Origin of the sequence: Exobacillus caeni, assembly GCF_005747095.1 — a bacterium.
GTDB classification, from domain to species: domain Bacteria; phylum Bacillota; class Bacilli; order Bacillales; family Guptibacillaceae; genus Exobacillus; species Exobacillus caeni.
Window position 1 is genome coordinate 56,488 of record NZ_SWLG01000004.1, and the last position, 17,673, is coordinate 74,160.

Consider the following 17,673-nt stretch of genomic DNA (forward strand, 5'->3'; position numbering starts at 1 on the left):
CTATACTTGAAAAAGTTAGGCTAATCTGCCGGAGGTGTACGATAAAAAATGAAAGAAGTCAATCACTATAAGGTTGGAGAACAAGTAGATAATTATTTATTAATAAAGTCAGTCACAAAAGGCGTAACAAGTAACGGAAAACCGTTTCTAACTATTATGCTTCAGGATAAGTCCGGAGAAATCGAAGCAAAACTATGGGATTCTACACCTGAAGATGAAGAAAGCCTCTGTCCCCAAAATATTATTAAAATCACAGGTGACGTGACAAGTTATCGTGGACGGAACCAGCTAAAAATTAAAACGATTCGCCTGGCTACCGAGATGGATCAGGTAAGGGTCAGCGACCTTGTCGAATCGGCTCCAATAAATGAACAAGATGTGATCGAAACGATTACCAATTATATTTTTGAAATGCGGAATCCTAAAATCCAGCGGATTACCCGTTACTTATTTAAAAAACACCAAAAAGACTTCATGGCTTATCCTGCAGCAACGAAAAATCACCATGAATATGTTTCAGGCCTTGCCCACCATGTTGTGTCGATGCTAAGGCTTGCCAGAGAGATAGCTGCATTATATCCGTCTCTTGATACAGACTTGCTTTATGCGGGGGTTATTTTGCATGATCTGGGAAAAGTGACTGAATTATCAGGATCGGTGGCAGCACAGTATACGTTTGAAGGTAAACTGTTAGGACATATAAGCATCATGGTTAATGAAGTGGGAACTGCCGCAGAAGAACTTGAGATCGAAGGAGAAGAAGTAACCATATTGCAGCATTTGATCCTTTCCCATCACGGCAAGGCCGAGTGGGGAAGCCCCAAGTCTCCTCTGATTAAAGAAGGGGAAATCCTACATCTCATCGATAACATTGATGCTAAAATGAACATGATGGAGAGGGCGTTAAACAAAGTACAGCCTGGAGAGTTTACAGAGCGGATATTTCCGCTGGATAATCGCTCATTTTATAAACCTGAATTTCAATCAAACGATGCTAAAGTTAGAAGTTGAAAAATATATATTTACTTGTACACAAACGAGGAGAAAGATCTGGAAGAGCCTGGCGTTTAGCCAGGTTTTCTAACCGTATAGAAAAGGATAACTTTTTAGCAAAGGAGAATGCTCGACGTCGTTGGAAAATTTGAGAATTTAGATGATCGCAACTACGTCCTGACTTCACCTAAAGGCTTGCCGTTCGGCGAGTTTTCTTTATGTCAAAATGCAACAAGACAATTTAATAAAAGAGGGATTACAAATGAAAATTAGAGATTGGGACCGTAACCTGAAAATCAGGCTGTTTGGGGAAGGGTTAATGAATGTTTTGTTCTGGATGTTTTTCCCTTTCATGGCAATTTATTTTGCCAAATCGTTCGGTAAAGAATCAGCCGGAATTTTGCTTGTTTTATCCCAGCTTTTAGGGGTTTTTGCCAACTTGATCGGCGGGTATTGCGCAGACCGATATGGTAGGAAAAAAATGATGCTTTTCTCAGCGTTTGGCCAGGGAATAACTTTTATATTGTTTGCGTATGCAAATTCCCCGTGGCTAGATTCACCTGTCCTGACGTTCATCTGCTTTTCGGTGCTTGGAATCTTTGGTTCTTTTTACTGGCCGGCAAGCCATGCGATGGTCGCGGATATCGTACCTGAGAAGGACAGGAACAAGGTGTTTGCGGTTTTTTATACAGCTATCAATATTTCCGTGGTCATCGGGCCGATACTTGGAGGGATCTTTTTCTTCCAATATCGTTTTGGACTTTTGCTTTTCGCTGCGTTTGCCAGCCTTTTGCTAACATGGCTGGTGTCGAACTATATAAGGGAAACCGCTCCGGAAAAAAGGGAAAAGTCGCTTGTTAAGGATGATGAAATGAAGTGGCATACCTTCTTGTGGAACCAGCTGAGGGATTATCGAATTATCGCGAAGGATAAAGTTTTTCTTTTGTTTATCGTAGCGGGTGTTCTAATTGCCCAGACTTTTATGCAGTTGGATTTGCTGATCGCAGTTTATATGAACGAAATGGTCCCAAAGCAAACGGTGCTATCGATTTTTAATTGGGTCGTAGAAGCAGACGGGAAAACCATATTCAGTTGGATTATTGCAGAAAATGGTTTGCTCGTGGCTTTGCTGACCGTAGCGATGACTACCTGGATGAACAAGTATAAAGAAAGAAATGTATTTATGATGTCAGCTTTTACGTATGCAATCGGCATCCTGATTTTTGGAACTACACAGCATGTTTGGGTTCTGTTTGCAGCAATGTTTATTTTCACAATGGCGGAACTGATGGCAGTGGGAATCCAAGAAGGGTTTGTTTCTAAGCTCGCTCCTGAAAACATGAGAGGACAGTACTTTGCAGCAGCGAGTTTGAGGTTCACGATCGGCAGAACAATCGCACCGCTTGCGATTCCGTTAACTTCACTGATTGGATTTTCATGGACGTTTACGGTCATCTCGGTTCTTTCACTTGCAGGTGCGCTCTGTTATTATCTGATGTTTTATTTAAGGGGAAAGCAACCTCCACCCGCATCAGTACCGTCGATCGAAGCGGCAAAATAAGTAACATAAATATCTTTTCTGTTTCATAGATTGATAGCAGACAGGCCTTCTATCGTAAGGAGACCGTTCTATGAAGGAGGAGAAAGAGTTGAAGCGCTGGATATTATTGCTTAGTGTACTGGTTATTTTTAGTCTTATCCAATTATCAGATTTACTTTCTGGAATGTTAAGTACGTTGGCGTCTGTGCCATGGTGGATCTACTTTGTACTGGCAGGGATCGTTTACAGCGGGTATAAGGTGGCCACTTTAACGATTGAAGATCGAAAGGTAGACCAAAATTTTATAGAAGAAGAAGGAAAAGTTTTTATTGAACGGATGGAAGATGAGAAGAAGCGAAGACATAAAACAAAAGCAGCAGGGGAATAGAAAAACCGCGGGATTAACCGCGGTTTTTTCACTTATTTACTTCCTTATCTTTATTGCCCGCCCTGGTCAGCATTTTCTTCTGCTGGAGCTGGAGTTTCCTCTTTCTTAAACATGTCCTTGAACTGGTCATCTTTAATTTTGATGTCAGCTTTTTTGATCAAATCATCGATTACTTCCTGTACAGGTTTAGCGTTTTCTGCAAGATAAGCTTCTTTCACTTCGTCTTTTGCTTCATCAAACGATTTTACGTTCTTTTCTTTTAGCTTAATGATATGATAGCCGAATTGAGATTGGACTATATCACTGACTTCACCTTCTTTAAGCTTGAAGGCAGCTTCTTCGAATTCAGGAACCATGTCGCCTTTTTTAAACGTTCCAAGGTCTCCGCCTTTTTCAGCAGTGCCGTCTTTTGAATATTCTTTTGCAAGAGCTGCAAAGTCTTCGCCTTTATCTAGTTTTGCCTTGACTTCTTTTGCTGTTTTTTCATCATCAACAAGGATATGGCTCGCTTTTAGCTCTGTAAATTGGTCTTTATTCTTTTCGTAGTACTCTTTTAGTTTCTTATCCGTTACATCCACATTCGCTGTAGCCGCTTTTTTTCCAAGAAGCTGCTTGCGAAGATCTTTTTTGAACTGATCGAGGTCTTTATATCCGTTTGCTTGCAGTGCTTGTTCCAACTGTTCGTCGGATTCGAAGTTTTCTTTGATTTTATCGAGCTCTTTTTCTACTTCTTTATCAGATACTTCATATTTATCTTCAAGTACTTTAGTGGAAACAAGGTCACGAAGAACTGCTTCGCCATATTGATCCTTCATAGCGTTATAAAACTCTTCCTTCGTTACATTGCCAGCATCTGTTTCTACAATAACTTCTTTATCTTTACTGTCAGCAGCGTTGTTGTCATCGCTACAAGCCGTAACAGAAAATAAAGCAAGTGATGTTGTTAATACAAGAGCAAACTTTTTCATCCAGTACACACTCCTAGTGAATTAAATTCATTTCATGTACGAGCTTCGCACAAATATTACTATAGCACACAAAGTAGGCTAAAGTTAAATTTAGGGGAAAATATGAGAAAAATTACATATTTTTCTTTTCAAATAGATGGAAGACTTTAGTCATATGCATTAGCCTATTTTACCGTTTTATGAGGAAAATGTCTAAACAGTTTCCATACAGGCGGGATAACATAAAGTAAACCGACATAAAGGAGGATGAAAAATGAGTGCATATGGTTTTGGAAGTGGATTTACTTTGATTGTCGTGTTGTTTATCCTTCTGATTATTGTTGGAGCTGCTTACGTTTATTAATAAAAGAAAAAACAGGACGAACGCCCAGTCCTTTCCCAAATGTTATGCATAGGATAGGGTAACAACTCCGGGGGAGGTGTTACTGTGAGTGGAGGATATGGATATGGTGGAGGTTTTGCCTTAATTGTTGTGCTGTTTATCCTTTTAATCATTGTTGGCGCAGCATGGGTATACTAAGATAGAATGAAAACAGGATGAGGGATTTTCCTCATCCTTTGTTTGTTTCCTATCTTTTTGCTTTTAATGGTAAAATAAGAAAGAATTTAAGTGAACAATATTTCTACATATGATGAAATTAGCAGAATCGTGATTAACACATTAATAGTACGAAAAACTTTTGACTGTTTTTCTTCAGGTATATTTTTTTGCAGACATAAAGCATTTGTCATCGAATTAAAGGTTAATAAACTAAAACTTGCAAATAAGACAAATACGAGGCCAATAAATGTCATTGTAAAACCTCCCGGTAAAATTTCAATTTATGATGAATTTTGACAATGATTAGTTGTTTGAACTTTAAAATCATTGTATAAATAGATAAGAAGTGTGAACTTCTTTGTAAGAAAGGATTGGTCCTTACTATGGCTAAAAAATGGAAAATAGCTTTTTTTGCCCTTCTAGGCATTAATGTGCTGGTTATACTATCTTTGGTAGGAATGTATAACTACTACTTTCCGGAAAGTAACATCCCGGAGAAGCAGCGGGAACTTAGGCAGCCTGCTACGGGAAGCCCGACGTTTTCTATCCTGATGGATAAAGACAAGCTCACTAGTGTGTTGAATAATGAGCTGGACAAATACAGCGATAAGCAGGAAAATATAGATTATCGTGTTCGGCTAGATGAGCTTGCGAGCTTTCAAGGGTTTGTCACCATCTTTAACCGCAAAATTGATTTTTTCTTAAAATTTGAACCAGAGGTGCTGCCGAACGGCGATCTTATCCTAAGGGAAGAATCCTTTCAATTCGGGCTTCTGGAACTGCCAAGTGATAAGGTTTTAGGATTCTTAAAGAAAAGATCTTCTCTTCCGGAGGAGATCACGATAGATCCGGATAAAGGTACGATTCATATTGCCGTAAGCAACCTGGAGTTAAAAAACGGCATGCGATTAATGGCAAAAGAATTTAACCTGAAAAAAAATAAGATTATATTTGATGCTTACTATCCATTAGATTAATAAATCTATTAATACTATAGTTATTATGACGTACATTTCGTTATAATTCAATTCTCTTAAAAATAAAAGTGCACTGGAAATTCCAGTGCACTTTTATTTGAAATCTTTCAGTTAGTATATTATATATTCAAACGTATATTAAGAAGCCTGTTTAACAAGGATATGGAATCCTTCACTATGGTCTTCAACAAAGGCGTGTCTTGGAGCTCTTAATACTTGTATAGCATAGATGAGATCGATGCAGCTTAATCCGATATTGATCGATGACAGTATTGCAAAGAACGCCATGTAAGCTGGAAAAAGCGCTGATAGCAAGGATGCTGTAACAGTAATCGAAATAGCTGGAGACAACACAGCGATCAAGTAAAGGGCTCTGGAAACCGGTCTTTCAATTTCACAACGGACAATCGGAAGCTTCCGGGTGATATTTTCGATCCGAACGGTAGTTTTAATGCCGCTGAGCCACAAAGGCAAACAATGTAGAACTTTATGAACAAATAACAGCAAGACTATTGAACCTAGAAATGGGAAGAAAGGAACAATAACATGCTTTGTATTAGGCTGTAGAACACTAAAAAATAGATATAGACTTATAAAACATAGCATGGTTACGATGAACGAAAATAAAAAGATGCGTTGAACACCGTATTCTTTAAATAAGTCAATTGATTTCCAACAACTCATGATTCTCACCTGCTTTATTCATAAGATGATTGTTACGTTTATTTTGAACACTCGTATACTTTACTGTGTTTTTAGAGAGAAATCAATACGTTATCGAGAATTTTACAAAGAAAAAATTTTGACAAAAATAGTCAAAATTTGAATGTTTAAAGCTTGTAAAATTCATTTCCTTTTAAAGGAATTCTCCGTTACAATATAAAGAAAGCAAGTTATCTATTAAGGAGAATAATAGAATGGATTCTATTACTAAACGGTTAGAAAGGATTGAATTTCATCAAAGACTGTTAGCAAAGATGCATACCATGGAAAAAGTTCCTTTTTATCGATTAGTTATAGAGAAAGGATTAACAGAGGATGAGATGAATGAGGTGCTGGATTTATGCGAAGAAGTAAATCAGCGCTTTAAAAAACAGCTCGAAGAAGGATTGGTCTCCCACACAACATTACTTATTCACTTTGTTGGAATGCTAAACGTAAAATTAGCACCGAAAGAGACGGTTGAATCGTTGTATGAACAAGGTATCTTCCCGGAGCTAATGAAAAAGTTAGCGGCTATAATTCCAGCGGATGTTTCTACCTCGAAGTTTATGAACTAACGAGGAAGAGTGTGCTTTTGCTGAATACTACTTTTAATCCTACACGTAAGAAAAGCCTTGCTTCAAGACGAAGCAGGGCTTTTGATTTCCTTTTTAACAGAATTAATCGTTTGCTGCATTTCTTTTACATCCGATTCTAGCTTTCCGACATTTGGTTCGATGTCTTTTCGGTAGGATGCAATGGCATTTTTTAAATCAGTGGATACCTCTTTGATTGTTTTCTTTCCTTCAGCAGACACTTCTTTAATTTGCTCTTTTACATCATTGATATCTTGTTTCAGCCTTTGGATCGATTCTTTCAATTCTTGCCCTTTCAGCTTCGCATCTGTTCGAAGGTCTCTTCCTGACTTAGGAGTGGTAAGCAAAACAGAAGCAGCTGTTACGATGCTGCCGATTGCAAAGCCAACTAGATAAGATTTTGCTTTTGCCAAAATGTATCATCCTTTCTGAAAAGAAGTTGAAATTTAATAAATACATTCTCGTTTATATTGGGAAACTCCTTCTCTGTTATAAGAAATTTACCCACACAGGAAGGTCGGAATGATTTGTATATATCACTCATACCCTCTAATAAGGGGAGATACACTGTTTATTATGGCCAGAGGACGGATGTTTATATAGATAGGAGGTATCAGAATGGCAGGAGTGATATTCGGCATAATATGTATCGGGCTTTTATTGGTAATAAGCATGGTCAGCAGATTGTTGCTTGTGAAGAAATACTCGTTTCATACAGCTTCCATTATTAGAAAAAAGAATAGCGCTTACCTTTTCGGAATGATGGGGTTTGTTTGCCTGCTTATAGGGATTGGAATGGCGTTATTTTTTTAGCTGTTTTAACACTCGTGTCGATCGGGTGTTTTTTTTATGTTAAATAATCCTGTGTTTGAGGGTAATTAATAACTATGAGGGACTTTATAACAGAAAGAGGTGTTATGTTTGCCGCTTCAAAATAGAGTGATGAAAGTTTTTGAAAAAATGAAACCAACCGCTGATAAAATGAAAAAAGACAATGCCAAAACAGACCAATTGCTAAAGGAAACAAATTTGAAAATTAGAAAAAGGGAACCGAGAAAAGGAATAAGCGGAGTATTGTTTGAAGCAAAGTCAATTTTAAGGTTATTAAAAGCATATAGAACCGGAGCCTATCGTGATATTTCCCAAAAATCTGTGGTCATGATCATTGCCGCATTATTGTACTTCGTGATACCTACAGATGCTATCCCTGATGTTTTGGTTGGCTTTGGCTATATTGATGACGCAGCAGTAATCGGTTTTGTCACAAGTCAGTTGCATAAAGAGATAAGTAAGTTTTTAGAATGGGAACAGGGGACCAATAAGGAATAACATGATGATGAAAAGAGAGCAACAAAAAAGCCCGCCGTTATAGGCGAGGCTTTTCATCTTAATAAGCAAAACTGGTTCGCTTTAATGCTGTTTGTATGATTGGGTAAATCAAAAACATGGCTATTGCGTTTACAGCTGCTGTCGGCAACACGATTGTCAGGAACAATACAGTAAACGGTACTGGAAGGCCAGTGAGCACCAGTGCTACGGTTAGAAACACTGTTCCGCTGCACACCGTTCCGATCGCGGTTAGGATGCTGTTGGACAACAATGGCTTATTCGTCTTTTTCATTAACAGATAAAGGCCAAAAAAGATAAATGCAGTCACTGGCTTATCAATGAAGTTCGCAAGCTGGCCTCCTGGGAACGAGGTTGTCGCAGCTGAAATAACTCCTGTAGCAAGACCAAGAACAGCAACGCTTTTTACATCCGGGAAAAGAATAATGCCAAGAAACATCATCGTAAGCAGCAAATCAAATTTCATTCCTGAAAGAAAACCAGGAATCACCGCATGCAAAACTGTTCCGATACCAAGCAGCATAGCCATCATTACTAAATTTTTTGTTTTCACCTTAATCTCTCCTCTTCTCAACTCAGCTAATTTAATATTTCTTTCCAACGGTGCCCTCTATGCCCGCTGCAAAAGAAATATTAAATTTATTTTAACAGGAAACGAACCTAAAGAAAAGTATTAAATACATAAAGAAAAACTCGCCGGTTGGCGAGCATTTAAGAGAATAAGAGGCGTTAAAACCGATGCACCGAGGAATAGAAGCATCGGTTTTAAAATAAAGGCAAATTTTTACAGGTTATGCTTTTGATGAAACTGGGACATAAACTCACATAAAGCTTCCACGGAATCAAGCGGCACTGCATTATAGATCGAGGCACGGCATCCACCGAGGGATCGGTGTCCTTTAAGCCCAACAAAGCCTTCTTCTGTGGCTTCTTCTAAAAATAATTGAGTTAGTTCTTCCGTTGGCAGAGTAAAGGTAACATTCATTCTGGAACGGCTGTCTTTTTTGGCGTGCCCGTTATAAAAGCCATTGCTGTTATCAATCGTTTCATAAAGCATCGTGGACTTTTTCTTGTTCTCTGCTTCAAAGTTTTCTATACCGCCGTTTTCTTTTGTCCATTTTAACACGAGTGACAGCATGTAAATGGCAAACGCGGGAGGTGTATTATAAAGAGACTTCTTTTGAACATGGGTCTTATAATCAAGCATTGTAGGCAATCCTTCAGGAATCCGCTCTAAAATATCATTTTTTAGAATTACTACGGTAACCCCGGCAGGTCCGAGGTTTTTTTGTGCGCCTGCATAAATCAGCGAAAAATTCTGGACAGGTATTACTCGGCTAAGGATGTCGCTAGACATATCAGCAATAAGTGTCTGGTTTTGATTTGCAGGAAAATTGCGCCATTGTGTTCCGTGAATCGTATTGTTAGAGGTAAGGTGCAGGTAAGCATCATTGTCACTGTAGCGTAATTCGCTTAAATCAGGAATATGGTCAAAATTACTTTCCTTTGTTGAGGCGGCAATGGAAGCGGCACCTATCTTTTGTGCTTCCTTGTATGCTTTTTCAGACCAGCTTCCGGTAACGACATAATTTCCGACCTGTTTATTTCCAAGAAAATTCATCGGCACCATCGAAAATTGAAGACTTGCCCCGCCCTGCAAAAACAAGACTTCATATTCATCGGGTATTTCGAGCAGCTCTCGAAGTAGATTTTGCGCTTCTGTGTGAATGCTTTTATATTCTTTGCTCCGGTGGCTAAACTCCATGACTGACATTCCTGCCTGTTGGTAACTAATCAATTCGGATTGTGCTTTGTCCAGAACCTCAAAGGGCAAAGCTGAAGGTCCTGCATTAAAAATATGCCTTCTTTCCATGTTCCTTGCACTCCTTTTATTTACCAAAAGTTTGTAAAGGTATATTTTTTGATTTTTTACCATCCTATCATTAATGAACAAATAATTTCTAGATATTTTTCAAAATTCATAAAAAGAAGGGAAAGGGATTGAATGCTACTCGTTTTTTGTTAAAAATAATAAGTAAAAGACTTTCTCGGTAGGAAAAAATAATTGATTTTGATATCCTTATTCAGAGAGAAGCGGAACAGGGGGGTTCTTATGTACAGGGAGAATAAACCGGCAGATGTGGGTCCATATGATCACCCGGATATTTATCCGGGACCAAGACCGTCGTCTTCGTTCATATACCATAAAGGAAAAGCTCACAGAATTATTGAAGAGCAAGGAACGAAGGCTGAAGATCTGATTTTGCACTATTCGAATGCGGAAGACATGCTAGGTACGCTTGCGTTTGCTTCCCATGATGAAATTTCAGTGAGGGAGTTTTTGAAAAGGCAATCTGTCGAATCGATAGGAGACCGCATTCCGGTGCTCGCATACGGTTCAAATGTTTGCCTCGCGCAATTGCAATATAAGTTCAGTTTGAATCCTGATATGAGTGATCTGGTAATATTTTACCGGGCAACCATCACGGACACGGATGTAGTGTATGGGTCGTTCCTTTCTCCATACGGAGCACTTCCGGCAGTGATCGCACCGATAGAAGGGGCAGAAACAGAGGTGTGGGTTACATTCGTTGAACGGGAGCAGTTGGACTTGCTTAACCGAACAGAAGGAAGCTATGTACTCAGGGAACATAATAAAGGGAAAATAAAGTTAGCTAACGGCGAAGTTTTCGAAAAGGTATATGCCTATTATTATCCACATGCCTATAAAAAAGACGGCACTTATTACCGTTTTAAAGATATTCCCGGCCGTTCGTCACTACCATCCAGATGGCAAGCGGATATGTTGAACGATTTAAAGGGCCTTGTTGCTTTTGAAGGGCACCGGGAGGAGTTTATCCATAACATCAGGTGGAAACCGACTTTCCATCAGCGGATAGGGAATTTTTTAGAACAATTCAATGAGACATTCGACCATCCGGATTGGGAAGTGATTTCTTCGATAGATACCGTACAGAAAATGAAAAGAAGTTTTAGTGATTAATAAAACGAAGGATGGCCCGGAGGCTATCCTTCGTTTTTTGCTTATTCAAGGTGTGAACGTATCCCATCGGCAATTTTTTTTAGATCTTCATTTGAATACTGGTCCTGATGGGTTCTCCACACTGCCCCGTATCCATCGTCCTGGCCATAGCGTGGAATGAGATGAACATGGTAGTGAAATACAGATTGCCCTGCGATTTCTTCATTGTTATTCAGCAGGTTCATTCCTTCCGGGTTATATTGTTTCTTGATAGCATTCGCAATATCCGGAACATGCCTGAAAAGCTTTGAGGCCACTTCAGGAGACAGTTCATAAATATCTTTCTGGTGTTCTTTTGGAATGACAAGAGTATGTCCTTCTGTGACCTGGCTAATATCAAGAAAAGCAAGGATATCTTCGTTTTCATAAACCTTTGCTGTGGGAATTTCACCGTGAATGATCTTGCAAAAAATACAATCGGCATGTGTTGTCAAATCTAATCATTCCTTTCGCTTATATGGTATTTCTCTCATAGTAACATAAAAAAGACAGAAAGCTTTAAGGAGAGAGTTTATATGTAAGGATGTTTTCTAAAGGATTGTTGTGTTGGCTTAAAAGCGATAAACTGCGACGCAATTGCAGCATTGATTTCCACTCCGGGCAGTTCGCTTTCCGCGGGCAACGCTTCAGCTTCCTCGTCAGCAAAAACCGCTTCCTGCGGGATCTTCAGCTGTTGCTTTTCCCGCAGGAGTCGACTGCCCTCCTCTACAATCAATTGATGTTTTTTCAAGAAAGAGAACGACGAAGCACAGCTTAGCGGAGGAAACACACGCAGATTCCTCGAAAATTAACATCATATTTTCTTCGTGCGATGTCTTGCTGCCATAGCCTTCCTTATCCTGCGGGACAGCGAAGACGTTGAGACCCCGCAGTGTAGCAAGGTGGAGGCGAACGCCCAGGGACGTATGGATTGGACTGAGCCGTATGGAGATAAAGAAAACACGACGAACAAAAGAGAGTCGATGTTGCCTTATCGCAAGGAGGTGAGGGAAATCCACTAGTCTCTGTGAGCCGTAACCAGACAGGCGGTTTTGGCGAGTGAGGAGGCTCAGCGCGAGCCCGCAGAAAGCGTAGTGTATTTCCGCAGCGGTCATCAATCCGTTACGTCGCCGTCTATCTCAAATATGAAGCTTATAAAGCAACAAATTATGCAAAAAAGAACTAAATTTATAAAAGCAAAATAAAAAGGCCCCATCGGGGGGATAGGGCCATGAAGAGTGGAGAGAAGGGACGGAATTTATATGGGTACTTCGGTTAATTCTCTTTCGGAGACACCTCTTTCATTAAGAGTTTCTGCAAAACCTTACGTTTCCATCAGAATTATCTCCCGGACATAACCATGTAACCTATTCCAAAAGTCTCCTCTCTTCAAAGATTAGTATAGGGAAGTTGCTTTCTTTCTATTCACACATAGCTAACTTTTTGAACGGATTGTGACGATAGTTTGGAGGGTGGTGAAAAAACCTCCATAGCAATGGAACTGTATACCATTTCATAGTATGATGGCTACATAATAACGTCCTTTGGAGGTAAGCGATGAAATATAAAATTTATATCGTGAGTTTAGTTATGATACTTGTTGCTTTTGCGAGTGGCTGCGGGAATGAAGAAAGCCAGGAAGAGCAAGTTACACATCGTGCAGATAACGGAGATCTTCGTGAATTGACTGCTGATGCCAGTACATCGCCGGATTTTTTGAATGAAAAAGATGAGACTATTCAAGTGATCTATGAGCTTGCCCCTCATTACAAGCAAGTCCTTGAATCTGTCCCATGCTACTGTGGGTGTGGAGAGTCTGCTGGCCACCGTGACAATTATGATTGCTTCGTTCATGAAAACAAAGAAGATGGCGGGATCGTCTGGGACGACCATGGAACAAGATGTGGCGTTTGCCTCGAAATAGCTGCTTCATCCATGCAAATGTCTAAGGATGGAAAGTCACTTAAAGAGATCCGTGATTCAATAGACAGCAAGTATAACAACAGTGATTATGCTAAACCAACTCCGACTCCTATGCCGGAAGCTTAGTCTCTCAACCAGGAGCTAAATTTTACTATCAGGCGTGCAAAACTAGTTTTTGCATGCCTTTTTTGATGGTTGTATTGGTATAATGCATATTCCTCCATTTTGGACATGTAGCCAACTTCACCGAGCTATCGGCCGCCAATTACGTTATTTGATCAGAGATGTATCACGATTAAAGCGCTGGATAAAGTCGGTACTTTTGAAAAATCCCTGGGATTCGTTACAATGAAAGCATGTAATCCAAAAAAGTGAAGATGCGAGGTATACATATGAAAAACTTGCTTGAAATAGAAGGACTTACAGGTGGATATAATCCCAATCGTCCGGTGCTTCACGACGTCTCGTTTAACGTAAACAGAGGCGAGATCGTGGGTTTGATCGGACTGAACGGGGCGGGGAAAAGTACGACGATCAAACATGTCCTTGGTTTACTCGAGCCAATGAAAGGCCAGGTGAAAATAGACGGAAAAGGATTCCATGAGAACAGGGAAGATTACCGAAAGAATCTTGCGTTCATTCCGGAAACGCCGATGCTGTATGATGAGTTAACTTTATGGGAGCATATGCAAGTGACTGCGATGGCTTACGGAGTGAAAGAAGCGGACCTTGATAAAAGATCAGGCTTATTGTTAAAAGAATTTAGAATGGAGAAGATGAGAGATTGGTTCCCTTCCCAGTTTTCAAAAGGGATGCGCCAAAAGGTAATGATCATGTGTGCATTCTTAATTGAACCCCCTCTTTATATTGTGGATGAACCTTTTGTGGGATTAGACCCAATTGGGATTCAATCATTTTTAGAAATGATCGTTAACTTAAAAGAACAGGGCGCGGGAATCTTGATGTCTACCCATATCCTTTCAACTGCTGAGCGTTATTGTGACCGTTTTGTTATTTTGCATGATGGAAAAGTCGTCCTGGAAGGCACAATGAATGAAATGAGAAGCCGGATAAATAGGCCGGATGCTACGCTTGATGAAATCTATATTCTGGCAACCAGAGGAGAAATATGATGACGGAAGAAAACACACTCTGGAAACAACGAGCCAGTACCTTCTGGAATGAAGCGGTGCGTTACTTGAGATTAATCGGAAACAGCGGGCTGTTATTCGCAGTTATCTTTACGGTTATTTTTGGATCATATTATTACAGCAAGATCTTAAAAGCGCTACCTGAAAACTTTCCTGGCATTTTGCTGATGAGCGTTGTGCTTACGTTTTTCCTTGTCAAAAGCCCGATCCGTACTTTTTTAAAAGAAGCGGACCTGGTGTTTTTACTGCCGATGGAATATCGCATGAATGCTTATTTTCGATATTCCCTGGTCTACAGCATTCTGTTTCAGGCGTTTATCATCGTATTGCTCATGGTTGTATTTGGGCCTTTATATCACGATCAGGTTGAAGGCGGATGGCTTTCTTATCCGGTTATTATCATCTTGTTGATTTTAGTAAAGGGCTGGAACTTATGGGGAAAATGGTCAGAAACGCACCTGCCTGACTGGAATGCCCCATTCTGGTATGTGAGCATCAGAATAATGGCTTCCTTTGTGATGGTATACCTTTTGTTGAAACAGGCACCTATTCTGTATTTGTTGATTCCTGGAATAGGAATGATTTTGTTGATGTATTTTTACTTTAACCCTGTTCAAAAAAACCACCCGCTGAAGTGGCAGCAACTCATTAAGATGGATCAGGAACAAAGCATGAAGTTCTACCGTTTTGCAAATTTGTTTACAGATGTTCCGAAGCTTCAACAAAGTGTAAAGCCTCGTCCGGTTGTTTCAAAGGCACTAGAAGTAATGTTGAGGGGCAGTAGTTCTGTTCATGAGTTTCTTTATTGGAAGGCATTTGCAAGGGCCAACGATTATTGGGGAATCTATATTCGGTTAACTGTAGTAGGAATCGTTTTGATGCTTGTCATTCCCGGCTTGTACGGCATTTTGATAGGCCTTGGGCTTATTGTTTACTTAACGGGTGTACAGCTTTCCACGCTTAAGCTCCATTACTGGGGGAATATCTGGCTAAGGCTGTATCCTTTAAGAGAAGACACATCAAACGCTTTCTCAAAAGTAATCTTTTTGTTGCTTGCGATTCAATCAGTAGTGCTTGCGATCACAAACTTGATTTCGCAAAAGGAACTGGTTACATCTTTCCTTGCACTTTTCATAGGTCTATTTATAAGTTATGTTTACGGGTTTTTACTGGTTAACAATAGAGAGAGAATGGAAGATTGAAACCTTTTTCCCCTTCATTCGTTTAATAAGTATGAATGCCAATCTTATTGCGGAGGAAGAGGCAGATGGATGCGTATATGGAAAAAGTGGATCGGGAACTGCTTGCCTGGAATAAAAAAATGACTAGAAAATCCCCCTTGTTAAACCGTTATGCGAAGGGAGTCCAATCAAGAGTAAATCAAATGATCCCGGAGCGGGTCCATCAATTTTTGACAACCAGCATAAAAAATATGGTGCAGGCTGCTATTATCGGATCGGCTTATACGACAAAACGACAGCCGATAGAAGGGATGCCACTAGAGGAGCGGGACCGGTTTGTCCTGGATAAAATAAACTACTATAAAAAATTGGCAATGGTTGAAGGAGCGGGTACAGGAGCCGGGGGAATTCTGCTGGGCATAGCTGATTTTCCCCTATTGTTAGGGATTAAAATGAAGTTTTTGTTTGATGTAGCAAGCGTTTATGGCTTTAATGTAAAAGAGTTTAAAGAGAGGCTCTACATCCTTCATTTGTTTCAATTAACTTTCTCGAGGGACGAGAAGAGAATAGAAATATATCAAAAAGTGATGAAGTGGGAAGAAGAAGCTTACAAACTGCCATCAAAAGAAGATTACGAGCGGGATATCGATTGGAAGGCGTTTCAAATGGAATACCGGGACTACATCGATCTTCCTAAAATGCTCCAGATGATCCCCGGTTTTGGAGCCCTGGTAGGAGCGTATGTGAACTACCATTTCCTTGATGCCCTTGGAGAAACAGCAATGAATGCCTACCGAAGGAGAATAATTGAGCATCATAAATAAACAGAAAAAAGCAACCCTCCCAGGGTTGCTTTCGTCTGTTTATTGAAATCTCGGATCGCTTAGAATGCGCGCGGTTTCTTCCATATGTCCTGTTTCATCTGTGATCATATCTTCAATGGTTACTACCAGCTCAGTTAAACCAAGCTCATCAGCCTGTTTCTTACGCTTTTCATAACGTTCAATCGTGTCTTTTTCAGCTCGGTGTACTTCTTCGAGCATCTCCTTAACATCAGTAAGCTGTTTTACTTCAGCTGGAGCAGTCGTAGGTGTCCCGCCAAGTGTCTTAATTTTCTCAGCCAGATACAGAGCATGCCCCTGTTCGTCTGCGATTTCACTTTCGAAAAACGGCTTTAATGTCTGGCGATACAATCCAGATACGACTGCAGCATAATTTGTGTACATGATTGTGGCCGCATACTCATTTGCAAGGTCTTCGTTCAAACCATCGATAAGTTCTTTCATATTTTGTTCCATTAAGGAAAACCGTCCTTTCCTACTAAATTTATTTTTCTACACAACAAATCATTTCCCTTTTCACTGAATCGTAAACCGTCCAAATGTAATTGTATATGTTTATGGGACAGAAAAAGGGGAATGAAAAATGTGGAAACCATTTTAAGGAGGTTGAAAGGGAATGAGCAAAATTGCAGTTTTATTAACAGATATGTTTGAAGATGTAGAATATACTGATCCAGCAAAGCAATTTAAAGAAGAGGGTCATGATCTAACAGTTATAAGTGATAAAGCAAATAAAGAAATAAAAGGGAAACAGGGACAGGCAACAGTTACTTCTGATAAAGCAATTGATGAAGTGAAACCAGAAGAATTTGATGCTGTATTTATCCCTGGCGGATTTTCTCCAGACCAGCTTCGGGCAGACGATAGGTTCGTTTCTTTCGTAAAAGAAAGTGATTATTTAAATAAAAAAATGCTTGTTATTTGCCACGGACCGCAGCTGCTTATAACAGCAGGGGTATTACCGGGCAGAAGAATAACGGGATATAAATCGATTCAACGTGACCTGGAATACACCGGGGCAGTAGTTTTTGACAGGGAAGTGGTCTCCTGTAGAGATCAGTTAATAAGCAGCCGTAACCCTGATGATATACCTGCATTCATTAAAAAGTCCTTAAGCGTTTTAAAATAAAGGAGGAAAACTTTATGAACGAGGAGAAGCATTTAATCAATAAAGAAAAAGGGATAAAAGAAAATAAAGTGGATGATACAATCGATCGGATGAGTGATGAACGAAAGAATGAGATCCTGGAAAATTTTCAAGCTTTTAAGAAGTATCTAAGCGAAAAAGTGGAAGTTGGCGAAAAGCTTGGGCTTGATGAAGAGAAACTTGCTAAAGTGGCAGAAAAAGTAGCTGACTATCTTGCAGCAAACGAAGAACCGAAGAACAGAGAAGAAAAACTTTTGCAGGAACTCTGGAATGCTGGTAATGCTGAGCAGCAGCACCAGCTTGCGCATCTCCTCGTTCGAATGGCATTAAATGAAGAAAAGTAATGAAGAAAAGT

The 17,673-nt window shown here is 39.8% G+C and carries 25 protein-coding genes; 16 read left to right on the top strand and 9 right to left on the bottom strand.

Annotated features, from left to right (window positions below):
- Window positions 1-48 precede the first annotated feature (48 nt).
- The 3 genes from yhaM (at window position 49) to FCL54_RS24335 (ending at window position 2,921) form a co-directional block, all read left to right on the top strand.
- Window positions 49-1,011, top strand: a complete 963-nt coding sequence (yhaM, locus tag FCL54_RS05740; RefSeq protein WP_138124127.1) for a 3'-5' exoribonuclease YhaM — start codon at window positions 49-51, stop codon at window positions 1,009-1,011.
- 244 nt (window positions 1,012-1,255) lie between these two features.
- On the top strand, window positions 1,256-2,554 hold the full coding sequence (locus FCL54_RS05745) for an MDR family MFS transporter (protein ID WP_138124129.1): 1,299 nt from the start codon (window positions 1,256-1,258) through the stop codon (window positions 2,552-2,554).
- Between the two features lie 70 nt (window positions 2,555-2,624).
- Window positions 2,625-2,921 carry a sporulation YhaL family protein gene (locus tag FCL54_RS24335; RefSeq protein ID WP_246055150.1) on the top strand — a complete coding sequence of 99 codons (297 nt, stop codon included), beginning with the start codon at window positions 2,625-2,627 and terminating at the stop codon, window positions 2,919-2,921.
- A gap of 50 nt (window positions 2,922-2,971) precedes the next feature.
- Here the strand turns inward: FCL54_RS24335 and FCL54_RS05755 are convergent, their stop codons facing one another.
- Entirely contained in the window at window positions 2,972-3,889 is a 918-nt protein-coding gene (locus FCL54_RS05755; RefSeq protein ID WP_138124131.1) for a peptidylprolyl isomerase, read from the bottom strand.
- Window positions 3,890-4,142: 253 nt separating this feature from the next.
- On the opposite strand from FCL54_RS05755, the gene FCL54_RS05760 reads away from it, so the two are divergent.
- A complete protein-coding gene (locus FCL54_RS05760) occupies window positions 4,143-4,232 on the top strand; it encodes a YjcZ family sporulation protein (RefSeq protein ID WP_138124133.1) in 90 nt (29 codons plus the stop codon).
- Between the two features lie 84 nt (window positions 4,233-4,316).
- The gene (locus FCL54_RS05765; protein WP_066174249.1) at window positions 4,317-4,409 is read left to right on the top strand and encodes a YjcZ family sporulation protein; all 93 of its coding nucleotides are present in this window, start codon (window positions 4,317-4,319) and stop codon (window positions 4,407-4,409) included.
- Between the two features lie 86 nt (window positions 4,410-4,495).
- On the opposite strand, the gene FCL54_RS24340 is transcribed toward FCL54_RS05765, so the two are convergent.
- Complete coding sequence (locus FCL54_RS24340) at window positions 4,496-4,684, bottom strand: hypothetical protein (RefSeq protein ID WP_425467104.1); 189 nt, start codon at window positions 4,682-4,684, stop codon at window positions 4,496-4,498.
- Window positions 4,685-4,813: 129 nt separating this feature from the next.
- Here FCL54_RS24340 and FCL54_RS05775 point away from each other — a divergent pair, with 129 nt between their 5' ends.
- Complete coding sequence (locus FCL54_RS05775) at window positions 4,814-5,407, top strand: YpmS family protein (RefSeq protein WP_138124135.1); 594 nt, start codon at window positions 4,814-4,816, stop codon at window positions 5,405-5,407.
- A gap of 138 nt (window positions 5,408-5,545) precedes the next feature.
- On the opposite strand, the gene FCL54_RS05780 is transcribed toward FCL54_RS05775, so the two are convergent.
- Entirely contained in the window at window positions 5,546-6,091 is a 546-nt protein-coding gene (locus tag FCL54_RS05780; protein ID WP_138124137.1) for a DUF3267 domain-containing protein, read from the bottom strand.
- A gap of 233 nt (window positions 6,092-6,324) precedes the next feature.
- Between FCL54_RS05780 and FCL54_RS05785 the strand changes: the two genes are divergently transcribed.
- Window positions 6,325-6,687 (top strand): DUF1878 family protein, encoded by a 363-nt coding sequence (locus FCL54_RS05785; RefSeq protein ID WP_138124139.1) that lies wholly within the window; start codon window positions 6,325-6,327, stop codon window positions 6,685-6,687.
- Window positions 6,688-6,749: 62 nt separating this feature from the next.
- Here the strand turns inward: FCL54_RS05785 and FCL54_RS05790 are convergent, their stop codons facing one another.
- Window positions 6,750-7,118, bottom strand: a complete 369-nt coding sequence (locus FCL54_RS05790) for a YtxH domain-containing protein (protein ID WP_171016701.1) — start codon at window positions 7,116-7,118, stop codon at window positions 6,750-6,752.
- Between the two features lie 205 nt (window positions 7,119-7,323).
- On the opposite strand from FCL54_RS05790, the gene FCL54_RS05795 reads away from it, so the two are divergent.
- Both FCL54_RS05795 and FCL54_RS05800 read left to right on the top strand, forming a co-directional pair.
- Window positions 7,324-7,518, top strand: coding sequence for a hypothetical protein (locus FCL54_RS05795; protein WP_138124143.1), 195 nt, complete (start codon window positions 7,324-7,326; stop codon window positions 7,516-7,518).
- A gap of 108 nt (window positions 7,519-7,626) precedes the next feature.
- A complete protein-coding gene (locus FCL54_RS05800) occupies window positions 7,627-8,034 on the top strand; it encodes a YkvA family protein (protein WP_171016702.1) in 408 nt (135 codons plus the stop codon).
- Between the two features lie 58 nt (window positions 8,035-8,092).
- On the opposite strand, the gene FCL54_RS05805 is transcribed toward FCL54_RS05800, so the two are convergent.
- Window positions 8,093-8,605, bottom strand: a complete 513-nt coding sequence (locus FCL54_RS05805; protein WP_138124147.1) for a tryptophan transporter — start codon at window positions 8,603-8,605, stop codon at window positions 8,093-8,095.
- 231 nt (window positions 8,606-8,836) lie between these two features.
- The gene (serC, locus tag FCL54_RS05810; RefSeq protein ID WP_138124149.1) at window positions 8,837-9,925 is read right to left on the bottom strand and encodes a phosphoserine transaminase; all 1,089 of its coding nucleotides are present in this window, start codon (window positions 9,923-9,925) and stop codon (window positions 8,837-8,839) included.
- A gap of 240 nt (window positions 9,926-10,165) precedes the next feature.
- On the opposite strand from serC, the gene FCL54_RS05815 reads away from it, so the two are divergent.
- Entirely contained in the window at window positions 10,166-11,056 is an 891-nt protein-coding gene (locus FCL54_RS05815; protein ID WP_138124151.1) for a hypothetical protein, read from the top strand.
- A gap of 41 nt (window positions 11,057-11,097) precedes the next feature.
- Here the strand turns inward: FCL54_RS05815 and FCL54_RS05820 are convergent, their stop codons facing one another.
- A complete protein-coding gene (locus FCL54_RS05820) occupies window positions 11,098-11,529 on the bottom strand; it encodes an HIT family protein (RefSeq protein ID WP_138124153.1) in 432 nt (143 codons plus the stop codon).
- Window positions 11,530-11,606: 77 nt separating this feature from the next.
- Window positions 11,607-11,864 carry a hypothetical protein gene (locus FCL54_RS05825; protein WP_246055151.1) on the bottom strand — a complete coding sequence of 86 codons (258 nt, stop codon included), beginning with the start codon at window positions 11,862-11,864 and terminating at the stop codon, window positions 11,607-11,609.
- A gap of 767 nt (window positions 11,865-12,631) precedes the next feature.
- Between FCL54_RS05825 and FCL54_RS05830 the strand changes: the two genes are divergently transcribed.
- From FCL54_RS05830 to FCL54_RS05845, 4 genes are all read left to right on the top strand, one after another.
- Window positions 12,632-13,123 carry a PCYCGC motif-containing (lipo)protein gene (locus FCL54_RS05830; protein WP_138124155.1) on the top strand — a complete coding sequence of 164 codons (492 nt, stop codon included), beginning with the start codon at window positions 12,632-12,634 and terminating at the stop codon, window positions 13,121-13,123.
- 266 nt (window positions 13,124-13,389) lie between these two features.
- On the top strand, window positions 13,390-14,130 hold the full coding sequence (locus tag FCL54_RS05835) for an ABC transporter ATP-binding protein (protein ID WP_138124157.1): 741 nt from the start codon (window positions 13,390-13,392) through the stop codon (window positions 14,128-14,130).
- The gene (locus FCL54_RS05840; RefSeq protein WP_171016703.1) at window positions 14,130-15,350 is read left to right on the top strand and encodes an ABC transporter permease; all 1,221 of its coding nucleotides are present in this window, start codon (window positions 14,130-14,132) and stop codon (window positions 15,348-15,350) included. Before FCL54_RS05835 ends, FCL54_RS05840 begins: the two co-directional genes overlap by 1 nt.
- Window positions 15,351-15,415: 65 nt before the next feature.
- Window positions 15,416-16,153 carry an EcsC family protein gene (locus FCL54_RS05845; RefSeq protein WP_138124161.1) on the top strand — a complete coding sequence of 246 codons (738 nt, stop codon included), beginning with the start codon at window positions 15,416-15,418 and terminating at the stop codon, window positions 16,151-16,153.
- 39 nt (window positions 16,154-16,192) lie between these two features.
- Here FCL54_RS05845 and FCL54_RS05850 read toward each other — a convergent pair whose 3' ends face one another.
- A complete protein-coding gene (locus tag FCL54_RS05850) occupies window positions 16,193-16,627 on the bottom strand; it encodes a ferritin-like domain-containing protein (RefSeq protein ID WP_138124163.1) in 435 nt (144 codons plus the stop codon).
- Window positions 16,628-16,787: 160 nt separating this feature from the next.
- Here FCL54_RS05850 and FCL54_RS05855 point away from each other — a divergent pair, with 160 nt between their 5' ends.
- Both FCL54_RS05855 and FCL54_RS05860 read left to right on the top strand, forming a co-directional pair.
- Window positions 16,788-17,300 carry a type 1 glutamine amidotransferase domain-containing protein gene (locus FCL54_RS05855; RefSeq protein ID WP_138124165.1) on the top strand — a complete coding sequence of 171 codons (513 nt, stop codon included), beginning with the start codon at window positions 16,788-16,790 and terminating at the stop codon, window positions 17,298-17,300.
- A 14-nt stretch (window positions 17,301-17,314) separates the two neighbouring features.
- Window positions 17,315-17,662, top strand: coding sequence for a DUF3243 domain-containing protein (locus FCL54_RS05860; RefSeq protein WP_138124167.1), 348 nt, complete (start codon window positions 17,315-17,317; stop codon window positions 17,660-17,662).
- The last annotated feature ends 11 nt before the right edge of the window (window positions 17,663-17,673 follow it).